Origin of the sequence: Chryseobacterium sp. BIGb0232, from assembly GCF_024810195.1 — a bacterium.
In the GTDB taxonomy this organism is placed as follows: Bacteria; Bacteroidota; Bacteroidia; order Flavobacteriales; family Weeksellaceae; genus Chryseobacterium; species Chryseobacterium pennae.
Map to the genome: position 1 here is coordinate 247,214 of NZ_JANUEH010000004.1, position 19,954 is coordinate 267,167.

Below are 19,954 nucleotides of genomic sequence, written 5' to 3' on the forward strand. Positions count from 1 at the left end.
AAAATTAAATTTCCAATCTTTTATAATTGATTATTTAGGAATAAATCAATCAGTTATAATATTTCAAAAAATATCATGAAAAAAACATCATTATTAGGAGGAATCAAGGAGAATTTCCCTTCCGGGCTCGTTGTATTCTTAGTAGCACTTCCTTTGTGCTTAGGAATCGCTCTGGCATCTGGGGCGCCACCATTATCCGGGGTTATTTCCGGGATTGTAGGTGGTCTTGTCGTAGGATTCCTTAGTAATTCAAACATATCGGTTTCCGGGCCTGCGGCAGGTCTTACCGCTATTGTACTTACTGCGATCACTGATCTTGGAGCGTTCGAACTGTTCTTATGTGCAGGGATCATTGCTGGCCTCATCCAATTGGTTTTAGGCTTTGTAAGAGCAGGCAGTATTTCCAATTATTTCCCCAATAACGTTATTGAAGGAATGCTTGCCGCGATCGGTATCATTATTATTTTAAAACAAATTCCCCATGCCTTGGGATTCGATAAAGATTATGAAGGGAACCAGTCTATTTTTAGTAATGGACTGAACTTTGGCTATTTCACAGAACTTTTCGGAGCTATTCATCCGGGAGCTATGATTGTAACGGCAATATCTATAGGAATACTTATCCTCTGGGATAAAATTCCAAGTCTTAAAAGAATGAAAATGCTTCCCGGAGCTTTAGTAGCCGTATTAGCCGGAATATTATTGAATGAACTATTCAAATTATCAGGAAGTGCTTTGGCTATCAGTACGGAACATTTAGTATCATTACCTGTTCCACAAACGCTGGATGACTTTAAAAATCTGATTACAATGCCTGATTTCGGAGGTTTCACCAATCCTAAGGTATGGATCGTAGGAGCAACTATTGCCATTGTAGCTTCTATTGAAACTCTACTTTGTATTGAAGCTTCAGACAGGCTAGACACACAGAGAAGAATTACAGACACCAACCTTGAGCTTAAGGCACAGGGTATAGGAAACCTTATAAGTTCATTTATCGGAGGGCTACCAATGACTTCTGTAGTGGTAAGAAGCTCTGCCAATGCCAATGCAGGAGCAACTTCTAAAGTATCAGCTATGATCCACGGTGTTCTTTTATTGGTTTGTGTATTAACGATCCCTTTCATCCTGAATATGATCCCGTTGGCAACTCTTGCCGCCGTGTTGATCCTGGTAGGATATAAACTGGCAAAACCTGCTACCTTCAAACATTTCTGGCATCTTGGAAAATTCCAGTTTGTACCATTCGTAGCAACGGTTGTAGCGGTTGTAGCCACAGACCTGTTAAAAGGAGTGGGAATTGGTCTTGCCATCTCTGTTTTCTATATTCTTCAGGGAAATATGAAAAGAGCTTATTATTTAAGCAGAGAAAAGCTGGATGATGCCGATGGAATCAAGATTAAACTGGCTGAAGAAGTTTCTTTCCTGAATAAGGCAGCTATTAAAAAAACGCTGAAAAACATTAAGGCCAATTCCAATGTTATCATTGATGCCAGAGAAACATCATACATTGCTACCGATGTATTGGAAATGATTCAGGATTTTGCCAATATCCGTGCAAAGGAAGAGGACATCACTGTAGAGTTGCTGGGCTTCAAAACTTCATACAGAGATTATGAAAGAAGCCAGGATTCTCACATTTTAATTACTCATAAAAGAGCAATGTAAGCTCTACTCAATTTTTTAAACTTTAACTCAACAAACAATTACAATTATATGAAAGCACATACATACGAAACTCAGTCTACTATTACTCCTGAAAAAGCATTAGAATTTTTAAAGGAAGGAAACCAAAGATTCGTGAATAACCTTAAAGCCAACAGAGACCTTCTTGAGCAGGTAAATGCTACCCGTGAAGGACAGTGGCCTTTTGCAGTAGTATTAAGCTGTATAGACAGCCGTACTTCTGCAGAACTGATCTTCGACCAGGGATTGGGAGATGTTTTCAGTATCAGAATCGCCGGTAATTTTGTGAATCAGGATATTCTGGGTTCTATGGAATTCGGCTGTAACGTTGCAGGCTCTAAGCTGATCGTAGTTCTGGGACACACTAAATGCGGAGCTTTAAAAGGAGGTCTTGATGCAGCTCAGATTGAAGGAATGGGAATGGATAATCTAAACCACTTGATCAATCACTTCAACCCGATCATCAATGATATCATTGAAGAAAATGAAGAACGTTCTTCAAAAAACAGTTCCCTTTTAGAAAGACTGAACCATCAGAACGTAAAGAATGCAATAGAAGATATCCGTAAAGAAAGCTCAACTCTTAAAAGACTTGAAGAAGAAGGTAAAATTAAGATCATTGGAGCTAATTACGACGTTGAAACGGGTGCCGTAAGCTGGTTATAATCCCAACATTTCAGCTAGTTACAAAAAATAGTATATAAATAGAGCATCGCTCAAATAAATTGATTGGAAATTAATTTAAAACACAGCAAAAGGCCATCGGAAATCCGATGGCCTTTATTTTATAATCAAAGCTGATGCAGTATTCCGATCAAAAAATACACATCATTTCTTTATTTCCCATTAAACCCTGACATTGTATTGCTGATTCCTGCAAATACAAAGGAAAGGCTGGCTTTTGAAAAAGTTTCAATTCTTTCAGTAAGCTTTTCAGATTCTTCTTCATTCCATGTACCCAACACATAATCTACCTGGCGTCCAGCAGAGAAATCGGCCGATATTCCAAAACGAAGTCTTGCATAGTTTTGAGTCTGTAATACCTCATTGATGTTCTTAAGCCCATTGTGGCCTGCATCAGAACCTTTCCCCTTCAATCTCAATGTTCCGAAAGGAAGTGCCAGATCATCCGTTATGATCAGTACATTTTCCAGAGGAATATTTTCTTTCTGCATCCAGTATCTCACTGCATTACCGGAGAGATTCATATATGTATCCGGTTTAAGGACGAAGACTTTTCGTCCTTTATATTTACCTTCTGCCATCCAGCCGAAATTAGCGGTATTAAATGACACCTCCAGTTTTTCTGCTATTTTTTCTGCAACTTTAAAGCCTATATTATGTCTAGTATTTTCATATTCTGAGCCTTTGTTTCCCAGCCCAACAATTAAATATTTCATCAGAAATTTTTTGCAAAATTAAAACATAAAAAATAAAAAACTCAACCTTAAGAAGATTGAGTTTAAATATTGTTAAAAAACTATTCTATTGTGGTTTATAAATATAGTTTACTCCATAGCCTTTTGTCATATACGTCTGTATGTCATAGGCATAGTTTGTACTCATTACAATCGGCATCGGAATATGTGCCGTAAGATCTGTTACAGACCATCTCTTAGGATTGTTAGGAGAAAGAATTAAACTTTCTTTATCATTACGTTTCGTAGATAACAATCTGGAAATTTTATAAGTAAACGGTAATAATGTGAATGGGCTGATCTGCTCATCATAAACATAATATTCGTATCCGTATTTTTCAACAGGGGCTCCATAAATTTCTCCAGTAGGACCGGATGCCGGGCCATAAAGTCTAATTACTTTAGATACATTGTCTCCGGCATAAGTATATGCTGTTTTTGAATACTCTGTAAACGCAAATTGAACTCCCGGAACATCTACTCCTTTTCTCATAATGATACTATCCAGTTTGGTGGTAGCTGCACTATATTTTAAAGCATAAATGTATTTTTCTGTAGCTAATAAGGTCTGAGGACCTGGCTTAGTGGAAGGAGGAACTGGTAGTGGTCTTCTGAAAACATAACGGGTTTCAGAAATCGACTGCAATCTGCTATTGTTTCCATAATTGAATAATTGGCTGTAGGAAACACTGTCTTTATCCAGTTTTCCGTTTCCGTCAAGATCAAGAAAACCTCTGAAGGTAATCTGGCTGATTCTGTCACCACTGTACATAATATCTGTAATAGAAGCGCTATCAGTGAGCACTCTGGTCACCTGCAGCCCGCTGTACTGATATTCTGCAAGAGTATCTTTAGCTGTAATTTCTCTATATAAAGCTCGTGGACCACTCAGGCCACCTGTCTGATTCAGATCCAAAAGAGGATTCCCGTCTTCATCCAATAAATTTTTGCACGAATGTATTGACGAAAAACCTGCAATTAATAAGATAAAATAGAAAATTTGTTTCATTTCCTGGTAATTGATTATTTTTTCACAAATATAATTTTTTTTTGCATAAAAATTATATGATTATTAATATTCTGATAAGATTAACAAAGATTATCTACCTATTAATTCATATAGGTAAACATCAGATTCTGATATCCGTCATACGATCTGAAATGAATTTTGCTGTTCCGGAAACGTATGACATGAAGCCAGCAACCCGAAAGGAATAATACCAGCAAACATTTTAAGAAAATAGTTTTTTACCATATATTTTAATTTGTTCAAATATAATTCAATTTTACACAACACAGACTACTTTAACCAACAAATCCACAAACATTACAGCCAATAAATAAAAAAAATCTAAAAACATAACGCTTTTAGATTCTTAATTATTATATGAATACAAAAATTAATAAGGTTGTAATACAGATATAGTTAAAACTGACTGTGCCATATCATTACTAAGAGTTGATCCATCTACAGCTCTTCCAATTCCCAGTGTGGTATTATTTAATGTTCTGTTGATGCAAGCTACTTTAACAGAATATTTATTTTTAGGCTTAAGGTTCTCAAGCGTTGCATTAAGATTAAATATTTTATAAGCCCCACTGTCTCCCTGTAATACATCAGTTCTCACTGCTTTAAGTTTATTATCAACAAACACTCCACATGCAAAACTTGCTGATGCTGTACCGGCATACATTTTTTGGGCAGTGGTTTGAAATGAGAATGTTACCTTATTTGACATATTTGTCACAGAAAAAGTATCCACAGCCTGAGGTATCACAAGCCAACTAGTCGTTAGGTCATCATTTTCACTATAAGGTACAGGGTTACCATTAGTATTAAATGAGATTCCCGTTTGATCTGCAACAGTATTGATCGAAAACAACGACATACTTCCCTGTCCATCAGCTATTTTAATACTTTTCCAGTCATTTGCAGTCATTTCCGAGTTGTTATGAAAAATGTCTCCGGCATTACCGGCTGACCCTTTTAATAAATCAGTACCAGCAGTTCTTACCTCTTTTCTAACATTAATATCTCCATTTACATCTAACTTATTAACTGGATTTGCGGTATTAATACCGACCTGAGCGCTCACTAACCCAATAATCAATAAAAATTGAATAAAAAATATTTTTTTCATAATTGGTTTTTAATTTATTATCGTGTTAAATGCTTGTGGAACTTCATATACCTCTACTTTCAAAGATGATTGAGCGATAAAGTTGTTAATATTGGTATTTGTATTTTTTCCTACAGACAATCTCCTGTTGGGAGCATCCCCGTACGATCCAACCCTTGAACAGGCAACACTTACCTTATGGTTTCCTTTAGAAAGATTTCCTATAAGTCCAATTTGATTGTGTGTCATGAAAGGATATTGGGCACTATTAGCCTTTAAGTTATTCTGTCTCAAATTGATCAGCTTATCATCCACAAAAATACCGCAAGCATAGTCTATTGATGTATCTGTAGTTCCATTGCTTCCAAAATTTGCCTGTACTACAGTTTCAAACTGAAAATACGCTTTACTCTCAGTACTGAACACACTGATATTCTGTGACAAACCAGTGATTTCTTTGAATCCGATAAGACTGCCCAAACTTGTTCCTTTAGTAAAAGTTGCGCCTTTAGAAGCGCTCATATTAGGTTCATCTGAATATGAGAAATCAACTCCCAATTTATCCGAAAAGGAATTATTAAAGATCAGATAAAACTTATTCGGTTCATATTCTGGAATACGAAGAGTTTTCCAGATAGGTGCATATCCCTCACCTTGGGAAACCAGCAACTGGTCATTATTTCCAATAGAAAGCGTGTTATCTGTCGCATCAAGTACGGCAATTTTATCTCTCAGATTCAAATCTCCGTTTACATCTAGTTTTGCTTTTGGAGAATCTGTATTAATACCCACCTGGGCTGAGAGCATCAGTCCTGAGGCAAGAAGTATAGTCGAAAATATATTTTTCATCACTTAAATTAGTTGGATTTATAAGTTACGTATTCAATAACATCTATCTTCATATTAGACTCCAGTGTAAACGCATTAGACGCTCCATTGGAACTCTGAACATCACGGCCTATGGCAAACTGAGAATTTACATTTGAAGTGTTGATTTTTCTACATGCAATTTCAAGTTTTTGTACTCCAACAGGAACATTGAGTTCTGTATAATTAAGTGTGAAAATATAATCCTGAATACCAGCTTTTGCCGTATTATTGTTAGAAGCTACCCTGTCAGGACGTACGGCAACCAGTTTATCATTTCTGAAAACAGCGCAAGCAAATCTTACATTATTAGAAGTCGTAGACACCGGTGCCTTCATTTCAACTCCGGTCTGAAACTGATAAGTAAGCCTGTTTTTTCCATTTTTAATGGTAAAAATATTTTTAAGACCATCAATTTTCACCCATTTACCTTTAGAAGTATCATTGATATCATCCCCAACACTATTTCTGGAAACACCATCCCCCTGAATACCGTTAGAAAGTGCTGTAATACCTACCTGATCCGAAGATAAATATGAATTGATCAATTTGTACTGTCCCTCTTCCATAAAAGGAACATTCAGTGATTTCCAAATTGGAGCATTACCCTCGCCCTGAGAAACCAATACCTGGCCATTCAATCCGGCATTTCCTGCACTCGTTGAAGTTCCGCCTACTCTAAGTTCTTTTCTTAAGGTGGTTTTGCCGTTTACATCAAGCGTTGATTTTGGCTTCGAGGTTCCGATTCCCACCTGTGCGTGAGCATAGGAGGAAATGAGTCCAACTACGCAAGTAAATATAATTTTTTTCATAATTAAGGACTGCAAAGGTACTGATTACGAATCGAAAAAATTCCAGTTACACCCCTTAAACCTATAGAAATAAACACATTACAGCATAGAATTTTTTATATGAAAAAGTAGAATTATTTCTACATTACGCCATCAGAAAAACTAAAATAAAATTACACGACACTTCAAACTACTTCTGCAACGGGCTTTATTCAACAGTCTTTTCTCATTAAAAAGTGACTTTAACCCCATCAAAAAGGGCCTAATTCTCCCAACTATGAATATTTCGAAGAAAAAACATGATAACAATCACAAAAAAACCATATAAAAAAACGAATTTTTATATGGTTTAATAACTTTTGAAGGAAATTTATTAATTTTTTAAAAACTATATTTTAATTATGTTCAATAATTGCTTTTAGTAAAATATTTACCTCATCTACATTTTTCACCCGTTCTTTTCTCATCATCAGCTGATTTCCTTCTTTACCGGATTTCTCTTTAAGCTGAGCTTCCGCAGGGTTTCTTGTCAAATAATTAATGATATGTCTGAATCGGTCGGTCTGATAGAATTTGTCCTGAGGATTACCTGGGAAATATCCTAAAAACACACCATTCTTCATCACAATCTTTTCAAAACCAATATCTGCAGCCAGCCACTTCAGGGAGACGCTTTTCAGTAAATTCACTGCTTCTTTCGGCAACGCCCCGAATCTGTCAATCAACTCAAGTTCAAACTGATGAAGGTCTTTTTCATTATTAATCTCTGCTATTTTCTGATACAACAACAGTCTCTCTTCTGTATTGGAGATATAGAAGTCTGGTAACATCAGTTCCAGATCTGTATCTATATTAACATCTTTCACAGATTTGAAGAGCTTTTGCCTGTCTTCTTCGTTTTCGAATAAATTCTCAAAATCAGCATCATCTTTTAATTCTTCAAGAGCTTCCTGCATAAGCTTCTGATAGGTTTCAAATCCCATCTCATTGATGAAGCCACTCTGCTCTGCACCTAATAAATCTCCAGCACCACGGATTTCAAGGTCTTTCATCGCTATCTGGAAACCACTTCCAAGATCAGAGAACTGTTCAATAGCCTCCAGGCGTTTTCTGGCATCAGAAGTAATCATATCATAAGGTGGAGTGATCAGGAAACAGAAAGCCTTCCTGTTGCTTCGCCCTACTCTTCCTCTCATCTGGTGAAGATCTGCCATCCCGAATTTTTGTGCATCATTAATAAAAATTGTATTTGCATTCGGAACATCTACCCCACTTTCTACAATGGTAGTTGAAACAAGCACGTCATACTTTCCTTCCATAAAATCAAGTACATTTTTTTCCAGCTGTTTACCATCCATCTGCCCATGTCCGGTGATTACCCTTGCATCCGGAACCAGACGCTGTATAAGCCCGGCAATATCTTTCAGGTTTTCAATTCTGTTATTAATAAAATACACCTGTCCGTCTCGCTGAATTTCATAAGAAATGGCATCACGAAGTATCTCTTCATTGAATCCCACCAGCTGAGTATCTACCGGCTGTCTGTTGGGTGGTGGAGTTTTGATTACGGACAAATCTCTTGCTGCCATTAATGAGAACTGCAATGTCCTTGGAATTGGAGTAGCAGTTAACGTAAGCGTGTCCACATTATTTTTCAGGGTCTTCAATTTATCTTTTACTGAAACTCCGAACTTGTGCTCCTCATCAATAATCAATAATCCAAGGTCCTTAAATTTAACGGAACTGCTTACTAACTGATGAGTTCCGATAATAATATCTACTTTCCCGTTTTTCAGGTCATCCAGCGTTTCAGATTTCTGCTTGGCAGTTCTGAATCGATTAACATAGCCAACATTGACCGGAAAATCTTTAAGTCTTTCTTTAAAACTCCTGAAATGCTGAAATGCCAGAATAGTAGTAGGAACAAGTACCGCGACCTGTTTACCGTCTGTTGCAGCCTTGAATGCAGCCCGGATTGCAACCTCAGTTTTACCGAAACCAACATCACCACAAACCAATCGGTCCATCACCGTATCCGCTTCCATATCTTTTTTCACATCTACAGTTGCCTTTTCCTGATCCGGAGTATCTTCATAAATAAAGCTTGCTTCCAACTCATTCTGCAGGTAAGAATCCGGCGTATAAGCAAAACCTTTCGCTGTTTTTCTTTGAGCATATAACTGAATAAGATCAAAAGCAATCTGTTTAACTTTGGCTTTTGTCTTTTGTTTCAGGGATTTCCAGGTCGGAGAGCCCAGTTTACTCAAAACAATCTCTCTTCCATCCGGTCCGTTATATTTTGAAATCTTGTGTAATGAATGAATGCTTACATATAATAAATCACCGTTTTTGTAGGTCAGCTTAAAACATTCCTGAATTTTTCCGTCATTATTCACTTTCACCAATCCCATAAACTTTCCGATTCCATGGTCGATATGCGCAATATAATCACCTATTTTCAGGGACATCAGATCTTTCAGAGTAAGCTGTTCTGATTTTGCAAAGGTGTTTTTGGCTTTATATCTCTGATAACGGTCAAAGATCTGGTGATCTGTATATATCAACAGTTTATGCCCATTATCTACAAATCCTTCATGCAGTTCAGATTTAAAACTTTTAAAAGGAAGCTCATGCTCAAGCTCTTCAAAAATAGACTCCAGTCTTTCCTTCTGTTTTTCCGTTGAAAAGGAAATCCAGGTATCAAACCCATCTTTTTGCTTTTCTTCCATGTCCTCAATCAGGAGTTCAAAGTTTTTATGGAAGGAAGGTTGTGGAAGCTGCTCCATTTTAATTTCAGCAATTTCTTTCAATCCCTGAATGGCTACATTTGCAAAATCAACGGTTTTAAATTTCTTATAATCAAATAAAAACTCCTGATCGGAAATAAAAAGCTCCTGCGGTGTTCTGTGAGCAATATCTTTATTTAACGTTTCATATTTTTCAAGGGACTTTTCATAGAATGTTTTAATCTTCTCCATTCCTACCATTCCGTTTTTGGAAATGACATAGCTTTCCTTAGGCAATAGCTGCAGCAATGACACCCGACTTGCTGTCACAGAAAAATTCATATTGGATACCAACTGAAAATCCTTTACTTTATCTACCGAAAGCTGAGTTTCTATATCAAAGGTTTTTATACTTTCCACTTCATTACCAAAGAAAGTGATCCTGTATGGCTTTTCATAAGAATAAGAAAATACATCTACAATTCCTCCCCTTACAGAAAACTCACCTGGTTCTGAAACGAAATCTGATTGCTGGAAATGATAATGATTAAGCAGCTCATCCACAAAATCAAAATCCAGCTGATCACCTACTTTTATATGATGGGAAATAGCTTTGAAGTCTTCTTTCTTTAATACCTTTTCAGACAGTGCTCCAGAATACGCAACGATTACTTTTGGAGACCTCCCTGAATTGATTTTATTCAGAACCTCAGTTCTCAATACCAGATTGGCATTCTGCGTCTTTTCTACCTGATACGGTTCAAGATGGGTAGCCGGAAAATACAATACTTTTTCTTTTCCAATCAGATCTTCCATTTCGGTGTTGGCATACAATGCATCTTCCTTATCATCTACCAGATAAAGAATATTTTTTTTCTGAACCAAAAAAAGTTCAGCCACAAATACAGAAACTGAGGATCCCGCACTTCCTTTCACGGCAATATGCTGACTATTTTCTAACTGAGTAAAAATTTCTTTTCCGAACTCTTTTTGCATCAGGTCCGGAAGGAATTTTTCGTTGATGGATTTTAACTGCATAAATAGTAATGGTATAAACGACAGAAGCGATTTCGGGAGTTTTCCGAAACCGTTTAATGGTATACAAAGGTAAGGATATTTTTTTCTTTGAATAGAAATCAGCCAGACTTTTAGATTTAAAATGAAAGACTTAGCCTATTTAAATCTTAATTTTTTACTAATTCATTTAATAACCTGTTAAAAAAGATTGCATTTTTTCCCATGGCATAGTGTTTGGCTTTTTAAATACACCAAACATTAAAAGTAGTATTATGAAAAAAGCAATGAAAATTCTAGGAGTATTGATGCTGTTGATTTTTACAGTATTATCTTTTTCGTCGTGCAGCAAGGATGATGATCCGGCAGACAACGACTTTTTTGCAGGAACCTACAAAGGAAGTGTATCTTATAATGATGGAGGCTCTACCAATACCAACACGGATGCCGGAAGTGTATTTGTAACGAAAATTGCCAGTGGCACCAAGTACAACTTTACCTTCTCAAACGGTATTCCTAGTCTGAATGGAATAGAATTCAGCAAACAGGGAGATAATACCTTAGTGATGGTGGGATCTACTGCCACTTCTTATATCAGAATTGACAATAATACATTGAAAATTTTATACATTCAGGATGGTAAAACCTGGACAGCTAACTGTACACGTTAACCCATCTGTTGTTCATGTAAAAGCCTGTTCTCTTAACCGGAAACAGGTTTTTTTTTATTATTCAGCAAGCTGCTTTAATTTTTTTTTAAGCTGTAATAAACTTTAGTTAAGTTTAAAAAACCAAAATTTCTAGCCTGCTTTTTGTATATCTTTATTCAACAAAAAATAAACAGTATTCTTATGAAAAAATTACTATCAGCAATGTCATTAGTTTTAGGACTGGGCCTTGCTACTGCTCAGCAGACTGCTCCCGCTACTCATACAACCCCTGCCCCTGTAAAAGCTGCAGCTGCTAAACCAGCAGAAGTAAAAGCAGCAAAACCAATGGTTGCTAAAACAGCTAAACCGGCAGAGGCAAAACCATCTCAACCTGCCCCTGCTGCTAAAATGAAAAAAGACGGTACTCCGGATAAGAGATATAAAGAAAACAAGCATCTGAAAAAAGATGGCACTCCGGACAAAAGGTATAAAACAAATAAATAAAGCATAACATCAACATATAGTTGTTATTTTCATAATCAAATTTCGAGAAAGGCCGATGGATTCGTTTCATCGGTTTTTTTATGCCTTACGTTCTAAAAATAATTCCACAATTCTCTACTTATTTATAAATTTGAACCATGTTAAACTTCTTCAAGAAAAACGCAGCGCTGATTTGGGCAAAAAAACATGTTCAAAAGGCAGAGGAATTCAAAAAAAATGCAGAGAAAAACCAAGAGGATGTATTGATCTCCCTTGTCAGTACCGCCCAAAAAACACTTTTCGGGCGGGAACACGATTTTGAAAACATCCGTTCTGTAAAGGATTTTCAGAATAGAGTTCCCATTGCTGATTATGAAGATTTAAAACCATACATCGAAAGAGTAAAAAAAGGACAGTCCAATATTCTCTGGACAGATACTCCTGAATACTTTGCCAAAACTTCCGGAACAACTTCCGGCTCAAAATACATTCCTATCTCTAAGGAAGGAATGCCTTATCAGATTGCAGGAGCTCAAAGTGCTTTATTTCATTATATAAGCAAGAAAAACAATGCTGATTTCGTTAACGGAAAAATGATCTTTCTACAGGGAAGTCCGGAACTGGAAGATGTTTTCGGAATTAAAACCGGCAGATTATCCGGCATTGTTGCTCACCATATCCCAAGCTACCTTCAAAAAAACAGATTGCCAAGTTGGGAAACCAATATTATGGAAGACTGGGAGGCTAAAGTAGATAAGGTTGTTGAAGAAACGGAAAACCAAAACATGACCCTGATTTCAGGCATACCGCCCTGGCTTATCATGTATTTTGAAAAGCTGACTGAAAAACACGGAAAAAAGATAAAACAATTATTTCCTAATCTTCAACTTATCGTTACAGGCGGCGTAAATTATGAGCCCTACCGTGATAAAATGGAGGATTTATTGGGTGGAAAAGTAGATATTATCCAAACATTCCCCGCATCTGAGGGGTTCTTTGCTTTTCAGGACGATTATACCAAAGAGGGGCTTTTACTTTTAACGAATCATGGTATTTTTTATGAGTTTATTCCTTTGGAAGAATATGGGAAGCCAAACGCCAGAAGATTAACATTAAAAGAAATTGAGCTTAATAAAGACTACGCACTGATCCTTACAACCAATTCAGGATTATGGGCTTACTCTATCGGCGATGTAGTCAGGTTTATTGATAAAAATCCATACAGGCTGTTGGTAAGCGGAAGAACTAAACATTTTACTTCCGCATTCGGAGAACATGTGATTGCGTTTGAAGTAGAGGAAGCCATGAAAGCTACTCTTGAAAAGCATCCGGCACAGATCACCGAATTCCATCTTGCGCCACAAGTTAATCCAGGTGAAGGTCTTCCTTATCATGAATGGCTGATTGAATTTGAAAAGGATCCTGAAAACTTGGAAACATTCAGAAATGAACTGGATCAGCAGCTTAGAAAGAGGAATACCTATTATGAGGATCTCATTTCCGGAAATATTTTACAAAAGCTTCAGATTACAAGACTCAAGAAAAATGCGTTTCATGAATATGCTAAATCTCAGGGAAAACTGGGTGGCCAGAATAAAACCCCAAGATTAGCCAACGACAGAAAAATCGCAGATCTGTTAGAAATTTACAAACTTTAAAGATATTTTTTCAATTCCAAAAACGTATATTCGAAAAAAATTATAAATTTGAAAAACTAAACGAAAATAATGAAAGCATCTGTACTGTTGAAATCATCTTTATTAACGTCTTTATTTGTCATTACGTCTTGCGCTACTACAAAATACAGCGAGGATATTTCAAAAAACAACTATTCCAATCTGGAAGCCGGTAAAATTTACAAAGTTACCATGAGAGACGGGTCTCCGAAGCAGAAAATATTATTCAGAAACGTTGTAGGAGATAATCTTGTAGGTACGGCCGGAAAAAAAGACAGTACAGAAGTAATTATTCCTAAATCGAATGTTGCTGCAGTGAAAGACAGCAGAAAAGCAAGAATTGCAACTGGAGCCACCATTATCGGAGCTGCAGGTGTTGCAGCGATTGTACTCAGCTCTTCAAGAGCAGACTAAAATAGATTTTATCTTTTGATATATATTTATTATATCTTTTAAAAAACAATATACTGATAGCTCTAAATAAATTTTTAGGGCTATTTTTGTTCATGATTTCCTTTACCCCGTTAAAAACATTACAAAATGTTGAATTCAGAAATCTTCTTACTGGGAGGTTTTTTATTGTTTTAGCTTTCAGAATGCTTGCCACCTTATTGGGATGGTGGGTATATCAATTAACCAAAGACCCTTTTTCAATAGGACTTATCGGCCTTTCGGAGGTAATTCCTGCGGTAAGCTGTGCTCTATATGCAGGACATGTGATTGATATGAATGAGAAAAAAAGATTGCTGCTCATTTGTAATTATGCTTATATCTTTCTGATTGCACTGCTTCTTATTCCAGCTTTTCTTAATGTTCAAATGCATTTTACAGGACATCAGATCACTTACTACATTTATGGGGTTATATTTTTCACAGGGATTGCAAGAGCCTTTATCGGCCCTATTGTTCCTTCTATGATTCCTAAAATTGTAAAGAAAGAAAATCTGCCTAATGCTGTTACTCTTAACCAGGCAACCTTTCTGATATCCTCTGTATGTGGACATGCTATTGGAGGACTTCTTATCGGATATTTCGGAGTACAGTGGACTTTGGTGGTTATTTTATCCCTGATATTTATTGCCTCGCTTTTTTTCTGGCACCTGAATAAGCAATATTCTGAGTATAAGAAAGAAAATGTAGATGTGGTGGAAAGCATGCGTGAGGGAATCTCCTATATTTTTAAAACCAAGGAAATTCTGGGCGCTTTGTGTCTTGACATGTTTGCTGTACTTTTTGGAGGAGCCGTAGCAATGATCCCTGTATTTGCAACAGATATCCTGAATTCGGGAGCTGAAGGATTTGGTTTGCTGAATGCAGCTTCTGATATTGGCTCTATGTGTATTATCACTCTTTTATCTATTGTTCCTTTACGAAAAAACCAGGGAAAAATATTACTTGCAGTAGTTACTGGTTTTGGAATCTGCATCATTGGCTTCGGATTATCAAAACTTTACTGGCTTTCTTTTATGTTTCTTATATTAAGCGGAATGCTTGATGGGATCTCCGTGGTCATCAGAGGAACTATTGTACAGTTAAAAACCCCTGACCATATAAGAGGACGGGTTTTAAGTGTGAACTCAATATTCATTATGTCCAGCAATGAAATGGGACAGTTTGAAAGCGGAGTAATGGCCAAAGCATTGGGAGTGGTACGCTCGGTGGTATTTGGAGGATGCATGACAGTTCTGATTGCTCTAATTGTAGGAAGCACCAATTCAAAGCTTAGAAAAATGCAATATTAACAAATTTATTATCAATTGATTTAAGAACACTTAAATCAAACCTAAATAATACATACACAAAATAAGGATAGAAAATTTTCTATCCTTATTTTTATTTTATGCCTAATTTATTTTAAAATAACTCACAATTCACAATGTAATTTAAAAACAGAAACCAAGAAAACATTACAGTTTTCATACAACTCAATCAAACACACAAAATACCACATCGCAAAACAATAAACCACATTCATAAATATATATCAAAATTCCTTATTAAACATTAATAATTTCATATATTTGTCACAAATATCCTCTTTATGAATAAACTTTTATTTATTTTAAGCTTTTTCGTGACCAGTTTATGTGTAAGCGCTCAGGCTTTCACTGACAAAGTACTACAACAAAGCGCTTCACAACTCAACACCATCAACACTGAAGGTGACTACGACAAATTGTTTAAGAAATTCACAGAGACTAACACTTCTGAAAAATGGCAGGCTTTTTACTATGCTGCTGCGGCTATGTATCTTAAGGGAGAACTTTTATCAAAAAAATCTCCTGCTTCAGCATCACAAGCCATTACTACAGCCGAAAAATTCGCTCTTGGAGTATCACTTTCCCAGCCGGACAATCCGGAAAACAATATTCTCCTGGGCCTTATTACATTACAAAGCATACAGATGGACATCTACAATGATCCGGCAAAAGCGGCGCAATTGGTTTCAGCATATATTTCAAAAGCAGAAAGTGCTGACCCGAACAATCCAAGACTGGCAATCCTAAAAGCAAAATCAGCTGAAAAATCAGGTAACACTACTGAGGCTGAGACTCAATACCAAAAGGCTGCAACAGGATTTACAACCTTGGACTCTGTACCAGGATGGGGTAAGCAACTTATCCCAAGAAACAAATAATTTACTTTAAGGATTCAATTTTAAATCGGTCAAAATGAAAAAATATCTACTGGTTTTTCTAATTTTCATCACCCAAATGGTTTTTGCACAACAGGATTGCATCACAGCAATCCCTATATGCAGCGATGCAGAAATCTCATTAAAACCAAATGGAAGTGGAAGCGTAAAAGAAGGAAGCGGCTGTCTAAGCACTGAGAGTAATTCTATCTGGTTTACCTTCAGCATACAAACAGCAGGAACTCTAACCTTCCTTATCACCCCCCTGGGACCTAAGGCCTATGACATTGATTATGACTTTGCATTATATGGACCTAACCACAGCTGCAGCAATCCCAGAGAAACCCCTTTAAGGTGTTCATATGCGGGAATGGGCAACTTAATAAACAGACCTCTTACAGGTCTTAATATGACCGCCACAGAAACCACAGAAGGAGGTGGTGGAATCGGCTTTGTTAAATACATTGATGTACTTCCTGGAGAAGTATATCATTTACTTTTAAATAACTATTCCACAGAAATCGCTCCTTTTAAATTAAGCTTTGGAGGAACAGCAACACTACTTACTCCATTTGACAACAACTCATTAAAAATTTACCAGCCTTTTCCATTTTTAAAGCCTGGTGCTAAACTAGATGGCGATATTGACATTTGTGGTGATCCGGTAACTTTTGATTTTTCTACATTATCAAATCATATCAGAAACAACAATCCTAATTTTGTTATAAAATATTATCGCAGTGCTGTTGATGCAATGAATGATTATGACCCTATCACAAGTCCTATTCCAGTTAACACGACAACAAAATATACTTATTCTATTTCTTACGCAGACCCTACCAAACCTGTCAGCTTTTTAAATCAGTGCAGGGAATTTGGAGACATTAATTTTGTTGACAGATCATTCAAACTTACCGACGCAACCCTTACGTCATGTAGTAACAACAAGTCAGGGACAGCGCTATATGACCTATCAACTGCAACCATAGGTCTTACCCCTAACCTTACGGTAAAGTATTACCCTTCAATGTATGATCTTTCCCACGGCACCAACGAAATAACCAACCCTTATCAATATGTTGCCGCAGAAGGTTCTGTCTTTGTAAAAGCAACGAATGAATTTAGCTGTATAACTATTACAGAAATTAAATTAAAATTCTATCCACTGGTAGAAGTCCTGGATGGCGCCGAACTCACAGCATGTTTCATAGAATCTAACCCTTCTACAGGTCTGTTTAATCTCGATAACGCTCCTGTTAACACACCAGCTTCCGGCACAGAGAAGAAATATTACCCTTCAATGGCTGACGCTGTAGATGCTACTAATGAAATCACAAATCCTAAAACCTATATCGCACCAACCGGCGTAGTATATGTAAGGGTATATGACAACCGCGGATGTTTCAACGTAACTAAAGTAGCACTTAAAGTACTTCCTCCGGTAACTTCCAACGTCCTTAAGGATAAAATCATCTGTATGGAAGATAAAACCACTTTGGATGCAGGACCTGGATTCAAAAAATATGAATGGAGCACCGGAGCAACTACACAAGTCATCAGTAATGTAGGAGTAGGTACTTATTGGGTAAAACTTACAACTGGTGAATGTGTCACTAAACAATCTGTAAGTATATATCCATCTGAACAACCTGTAATAGCAAGTATTGATATTGCAACTACTACATTAACTGTAAATGTACTAGGTGGTACACCTGATTATAAGTATTCTATAGACAATGTTGTCTGGCAGGATACCAATGTATTTAACAATCTTCCAAGAGGAAGCTATAAGGTCTACGTAAAAGACGCCTACAATTGCGACCCTATTGTGGTTTCAGTATTGGTTCCTAATATTGTAAATGTTATTACACCAAACGGAGACGGCATCAATGACACTCTGGATTATTCAGCAATTGCAGACAAACAGAATCTGACACTGAACATCTTCGACAGATATGGTGTGAAAATTCACCAGGCTGATAAATCCAACGGATACAAATGGGATGGAACTATTGGCGGCAAGAAAATACCGACAGGTACTTACTGGTATTCTTTAACCTGGAATGAGAACGACAGAAAGAACACTCCTTTCAAATTCTCAGGATGGATTATTGTAAAAAACAGAGAGTAATCCCTAATCCGCATCATAAAAAAATCACCTCACTCGAGGTGATTTTTTTTATCAACACACCCAACACCCTATTGGTCGTATTTTCACAAAGACTGCTAATAATTTGTTGAATACTATTTTTTAAATATTTTTTAAATAAGCTATCTTTGCACCATGGCGCAGAAAGAAACATTATCATCCCTTACCCACGGAAACTTTGCAAAAGAGCTATCTATTGCGGATGGGAAGATGCCTCCTAATGCAGTGGATTTTGAAAGACTTGTTATCGGAACTTTTTTGATTGACAAAAAGGGTCTTGACCATTCCATTGACCTTCTTACCTCGGAAGTATTTTATGATCCCAGACATCAGGTAATTTTCTCTACTATTTTGAAGCTTTATGAAGGCAACCATCCGGTAGACCTAATGACAATCATACAGGAACTTAAAAAAGAGGATAAATTAAGTCAGGCAGGTGGAGATCATTATATTATCGACCTTACTATGGGAGTAAGTTCATCCGCCCATATTGAGTATCACGTCCGCGTCATTCTTGAAAAATATATTTTAAGAAGTCTTATTAATGTTTCCGCGAATGTGATTGATTCCTCATATAAAGAATCAACTGATGTATTTGAACTTCTGGATAAAGCAGAACAGTCTTTCTTTGAAATTACGAACGGAACAATTAAAAAGGGATTCGATACCGCCAACTCATTGGTAAAACAAGCTATTGACACCATCAAATCTTTAAAAGACAAGGAGGGACTTTCTGGTGTTCCTTCAGGATTCAGAGATATAGACAAAGAAACCGGAGGCTGGCAGAATTCTGACCTTATTATCATTGCAGCACGTCCGGCGATGGGGAAAACAGCATTCCTTCTTTCGATGGCAAGAAATATTGCGGTAGGCCACAAAATTCCCATGGCTCTGTTCTCTCTCGAGATGGCATCTGTACAGCTTATCACCAGAATGATTGCCTCAGAAACAAGAATCTCCTCAGAAAAACTTCGAAAGGGAACTCTTGATGATGAAGAATGGCAAAGACTATTCTCCAACGTATCCGAATTGGAAAACGCACCTTTATATATTGACGAAACTCCATCACTTTCGATTTTCGACTTCCGTGCAAAATGCCGAAGGCTGGTAATGCAGCACGGAGTAAGGGTGATCATGGTCGACTACCTTCAGCTGATGACAGCCGGCAGCAGCGGAAAAGGAGTTGGAAACCGTGAACAGGAGATCTCCATGATTTCCCGTTCATTAAAGGCTATTGCAAAAGAATTGAACGTACCCGTTATTGCACTTTCTCAGCTTTCGAGAAGTGTGGAAACCCGTCCGGGAAAAAGACCTCAGCTTTCTGACCTGAGGGAATCCGGTGCGATTGAGCAGGATGCGGATATTGTATCTTTCATTTTCAGACCTGAATATTATAAAATTACGGTATGGGATAATGATGATGAAGGACAGGAAACATCTACTGAAAACCAGGCGGAACTAATTATCGCAAAACACAGGAATGGTGCAACGGCTGACGTTAGATTATCTTTCTTAAAGCATTTTGCAAAATTCGGCGACATTGAAGCAGCCCTTGATGGAGGTATGGGTGGTGGATACCCTTCAAATTTTGGTGAGCCAAGTGGTTTTGACAAAATCAAGACAACAATACAACCGGGAGCAGCATTTGATCTTCCGGACAGTTCAAAACTTTCAGGATCATCTATGAATGATTTTGATGATGATGATGATTTTCCGTTTTAGACTTTAGAATCACCCCT

The 19,954-nt window shown here is 37.0% G+C and carries 15 protein-coding genes and 1 pseudogene; 10 read left to right on the top strand and 6 right to left on the bottom strand.

Annotated elements, in window-relative coordinates; translation table 11 throughout:
• Positions 1–75: 75 nt before the first annotated feature.
• Together M2372_RS12660 and M2372_RS12665 are read left to right on the top strand one after the other, a co-directional pair.
• Entirely contained in the window at positions 76–1,668 is a 1,593-nt protein-coding gene (locus tag M2372_RS12660; RefSeq protein ID WP_115968098.1) for a SulP family inorganic anion transporter, read from the top strand.
• Positions 1,669–1,713: 45 nt separating this feature from the next.
• Positions 1,714–2,352 (top strand): annotated as a pseudogene (locus M2372_RS12665) (carbonic anhydrase family protein); the annotation flags it as partial.
• A 170-nt stretch (positions 2,353–2,522) separates the two neighbouring features.
• On the opposite strand, the gene pth reads toward M2372_RS12665, so the two are convergent.
• The 6 genes from pth to mfd all read right to left on the bottom strand — a co-directional run bounded on the left by pth (position 2,523) and on the right by mfd (position 10,646).
• Positions 2,523–3,086 (bottom strand): aminoacyl-tRNA hydrolase, encoded by a 564-nt coding sequence (gene pth, locus M2372_RS12670; protein WP_123320468.1) that lies wholly within the window; start codon positions 3,084–3,086, stop codon positions 2,523–2,525.
• Between the two features lie 85 nt (positions 3,087–3,171).
• Positions 3,172–4,113: a hypothetical protein gene (locus M2372_RS12675; RefSeq protein WP_115968638.1), complete on the bottom strand. Its 942-nt coding sequence runs from the start codon at positions 4,111–4,113 to the stop codon at positions 3,172–3,174.
• A gap of 391 nt (positions 4,114–4,504) precedes the next feature.
• A complete protein-coding gene (locus tag M2372_RS12680; RefSeq protein ID WP_123320467.1) occupies positions 4,505–5,245 on the bottom strand; it encodes a hypothetical protein in 741 nt (246 codons plus the stop codon).
• Positions 5,246–5,254: 9 nt separating this feature from the next.
• On the bottom strand, positions 5,255–6,073 hold the full coding sequence (locus M2372_RS12685) for a hypothetical protein (RefSeq protein WP_123320466.1): 819 nt from the start codon (positions 6,071–6,073) through the stop codon (positions 5,255–5,257).
• Between the two features lie 8 nt (positions 6,074–6,081).
• Positions 6,082–6,903 carry a hypothetical protein gene (locus tag M2372_RS12690; protein ID WP_115968105.1) on the bottom strand — a complete coding sequence of 274 codons (822 nt, stop codon included), beginning with the start codon at positions 6,901–6,903 and terminating at the stop codon, positions 6,082–6,084.
• Between the two features lie 374 nt (positions 6,904–7,277).
• Positions 7,278–10,646 (bottom strand): transcription-repair coupling factor, encoded by a 3,369-nt coding sequence (gene mfd, locus M2372_RS12695; RefSeq protein WP_123320465.1) that lies wholly within the window; start codon positions 10,644–10,646, stop codon positions 7,278–7,280.
• Between the two features lie 251 nt (positions 10,647–10,897).
• Between mfd and M2372_RS12700 the strand changes: the two genes are divergently transcribed.
• From M2372_RS12700 to dnaB, 8 genes are all read left to right on the top strand, one after another.
• A complete protein-coding gene (locus M2372_RS12700; protein ID WP_123320464.1) occupies positions 10,898–11,293 on the top strand; it encodes a hypothetical protein in 396 nt (131 codons plus the stop codon).
• A gap of 180 nt (positions 11,294–11,473) precedes the next feature.
• Positions 11,474–11,776 (top strand): hypothetical protein, encoded by a 303-nt coding sequence (locus M2372_RS12705; protein ID WP_115968110.1) that lies wholly within the window; start codon positions 11,474–11,476, stop codon positions 11,774–11,776.
• 137 nt (positions 11,777–11,913) lie between these two features.
• Positions 11,914–13,413 (top strand): GH3 auxin-responsive promoter family protein, encoded by a 1,500-nt coding sequence (locus tag M2372_RS12710; RefSeq protein ID WP_123320463.1) that lies wholly within the window; start codon positions 11,914–11,916, stop codon positions 13,411–13,413.
• 69 nt (positions 13,414–13,482) lie between these two features.
• Complete coding sequence (locus tag M2372_RS12715; protein ID WP_115968113.1) at positions 13,483–13,845, top strand: hypothetical protein; 363 nt, start codon at positions 13,483–13,485, stop codon at positions 13,843–13,845.
• A gap of 92 nt (positions 13,846–13,937) precedes the next feature.
• The gene (locus tag M2372_RS12720; RefSeq protein WP_123320462.1) at positions 13,938–15,173 is read left to right on the top strand and encodes an MFS transporter; all 1,236 of its coding nucleotides are present in this window, start codon (positions 13,938–13,940) and stop codon (positions 15,171–15,173) included.
• 299 nt (positions 15,174–15,472) lie between these two features.
• Positions 15,473–16,069 (top strand): lipopolysaccharide assembly protein LapB, encoded by a 597-nt coding sequence (locus tag M2372_RS12725; RefSeq protein ID WP_123320461.1) that lies wholly within the window; start codon positions 15,473–15,475, stop codon positions 16,067–16,069.
• Positions 16,070–16,103: 34 nt separating this feature from the next.
• Positions 16,104–18,197: a T9SS type B sorting domain-containing protein gene (locus M2372_RS12730; protein WP_123320460.1), complete on the top strand. Its 2,094-nt coding sequence runs from the start codon at positions 16,104–16,106 to the stop codon at positions 18,195–18,197.
• 153 nt (positions 18,198–18,350) lie between these two features.
• On the top strand, positions 18,351–19,937 hold the full coding sequence (gene dnaB, locus M2372_RS12735; RefSeq protein ID WP_115968121.1) for a replicative DNA helicase: 1,587 nt from the start codon (positions 18,351–18,353) through the stop codon (positions 19,935–19,937).
• The last annotated feature ends 17 nt before the right edge of the window (positions 19,938–19,954 follow it).

Bases quoted from the DNA above. Each gene is read 5' to 3' on its own strand.
- M2372_RS12680 (WP_123320467.1), bottom strand. From the start codon at position 5,245: ATGAAAAAAATATTTTTTATTCAATTTTTATTGATTATTGGGTTAGTG.
- M2372_RS12710 (WP_123320463.1), top strand. From the start codon at position 11,914: ATGTTAAACTTCTTCAAGAAAAACGCAGCGCTGATTTGGGCAAAAAAA.
- M2372_RS12705 (WP_115968110.1), top strand. From the start codon at position 11,474: ATGAAAAAATTACTATCAGCAATGTCATTAGTTTTAGGACTGGGCCTT.
- M2372_RS12715 (WP_115968113.1), top strand. From the start codon at position 13,483: ATGAAAGCATCTGTACTGTTGAAATCATCTTTATTAACGTCTTTATTT.
- M2372_RS12685 (WP_123320466.1), bottom strand. From the start codon at position 6,073: ATGAAAAATATATTTTCGACTATACTTCTTGCCTCAGGACTGATGCTC.
- M2372_RS12725 (WP_123320461.1), top strand. From the start codon at position 15,473: ATGAATAAACTTTTATTTATTTTAAGCTTTTTCGTGACCAGTTTATGT.
- M2372_RS12700 (WP_123320464.1), top strand. From the start codon at position 10,898: ATGAAAAAAGCAATGAAAATTCTAGGAGTATTGATGCTGTTGATTTTT.
- M2372_RS12690 (WP_115968105.1), bottom strand. From the start codon at position 6,903: ATGAAAAAAATTATATTTACTTGCGTAGTTGGACTCATTTCCTCCTAT.
- M2372_RS12720 (WP_123320462.1), top strand. From the start codon at position 13,938: ATGATTTCCTTTACCCCGTTAAAAACATTACAAAATGTTGAATTCAGA.
- M2372_RS12675 (WP_115968638.1), bottom strand. From the start codon at position 4,113: ATGAAACAAATTTTCTATTTTATCTTATTAATTGCAGGTTTTTCGTCA.
- dnaB (WP_115968121.1), top strand. From the start codon at position 18,351: ATGGCGCAGAAAGAAACATTATCATCCCTTACCCACGGAAACTTTGCA.
- M2372_RS12730 (WP_123320460.1), top strand. From the start codon at position 16,104: ATGAAAAAATATCTACTGGTTTTTCTAATTTTCATCACCCAAATGGTT.
- mfd (WP_123320465.1), bottom strand. From the start codon at position 10,646: ATGCAGTTAAAATCCATCAACGAAAAATTCCTTCCGGACCTGATGCAA.
- M2372_RS12660 (WP_115968098.1), top strand. From the start codon at position 76: ATGAAAAAAACATCATTATTAGGAGGAATCAAGGAGAATTTCCCTTCC.
- pth (WP_123320468.1), bottom strand. From the start codon at position 3,086: ATGAAATATTTAATTGTTGGGCTGGGAAACAAAGGCTCAGAATATGAA.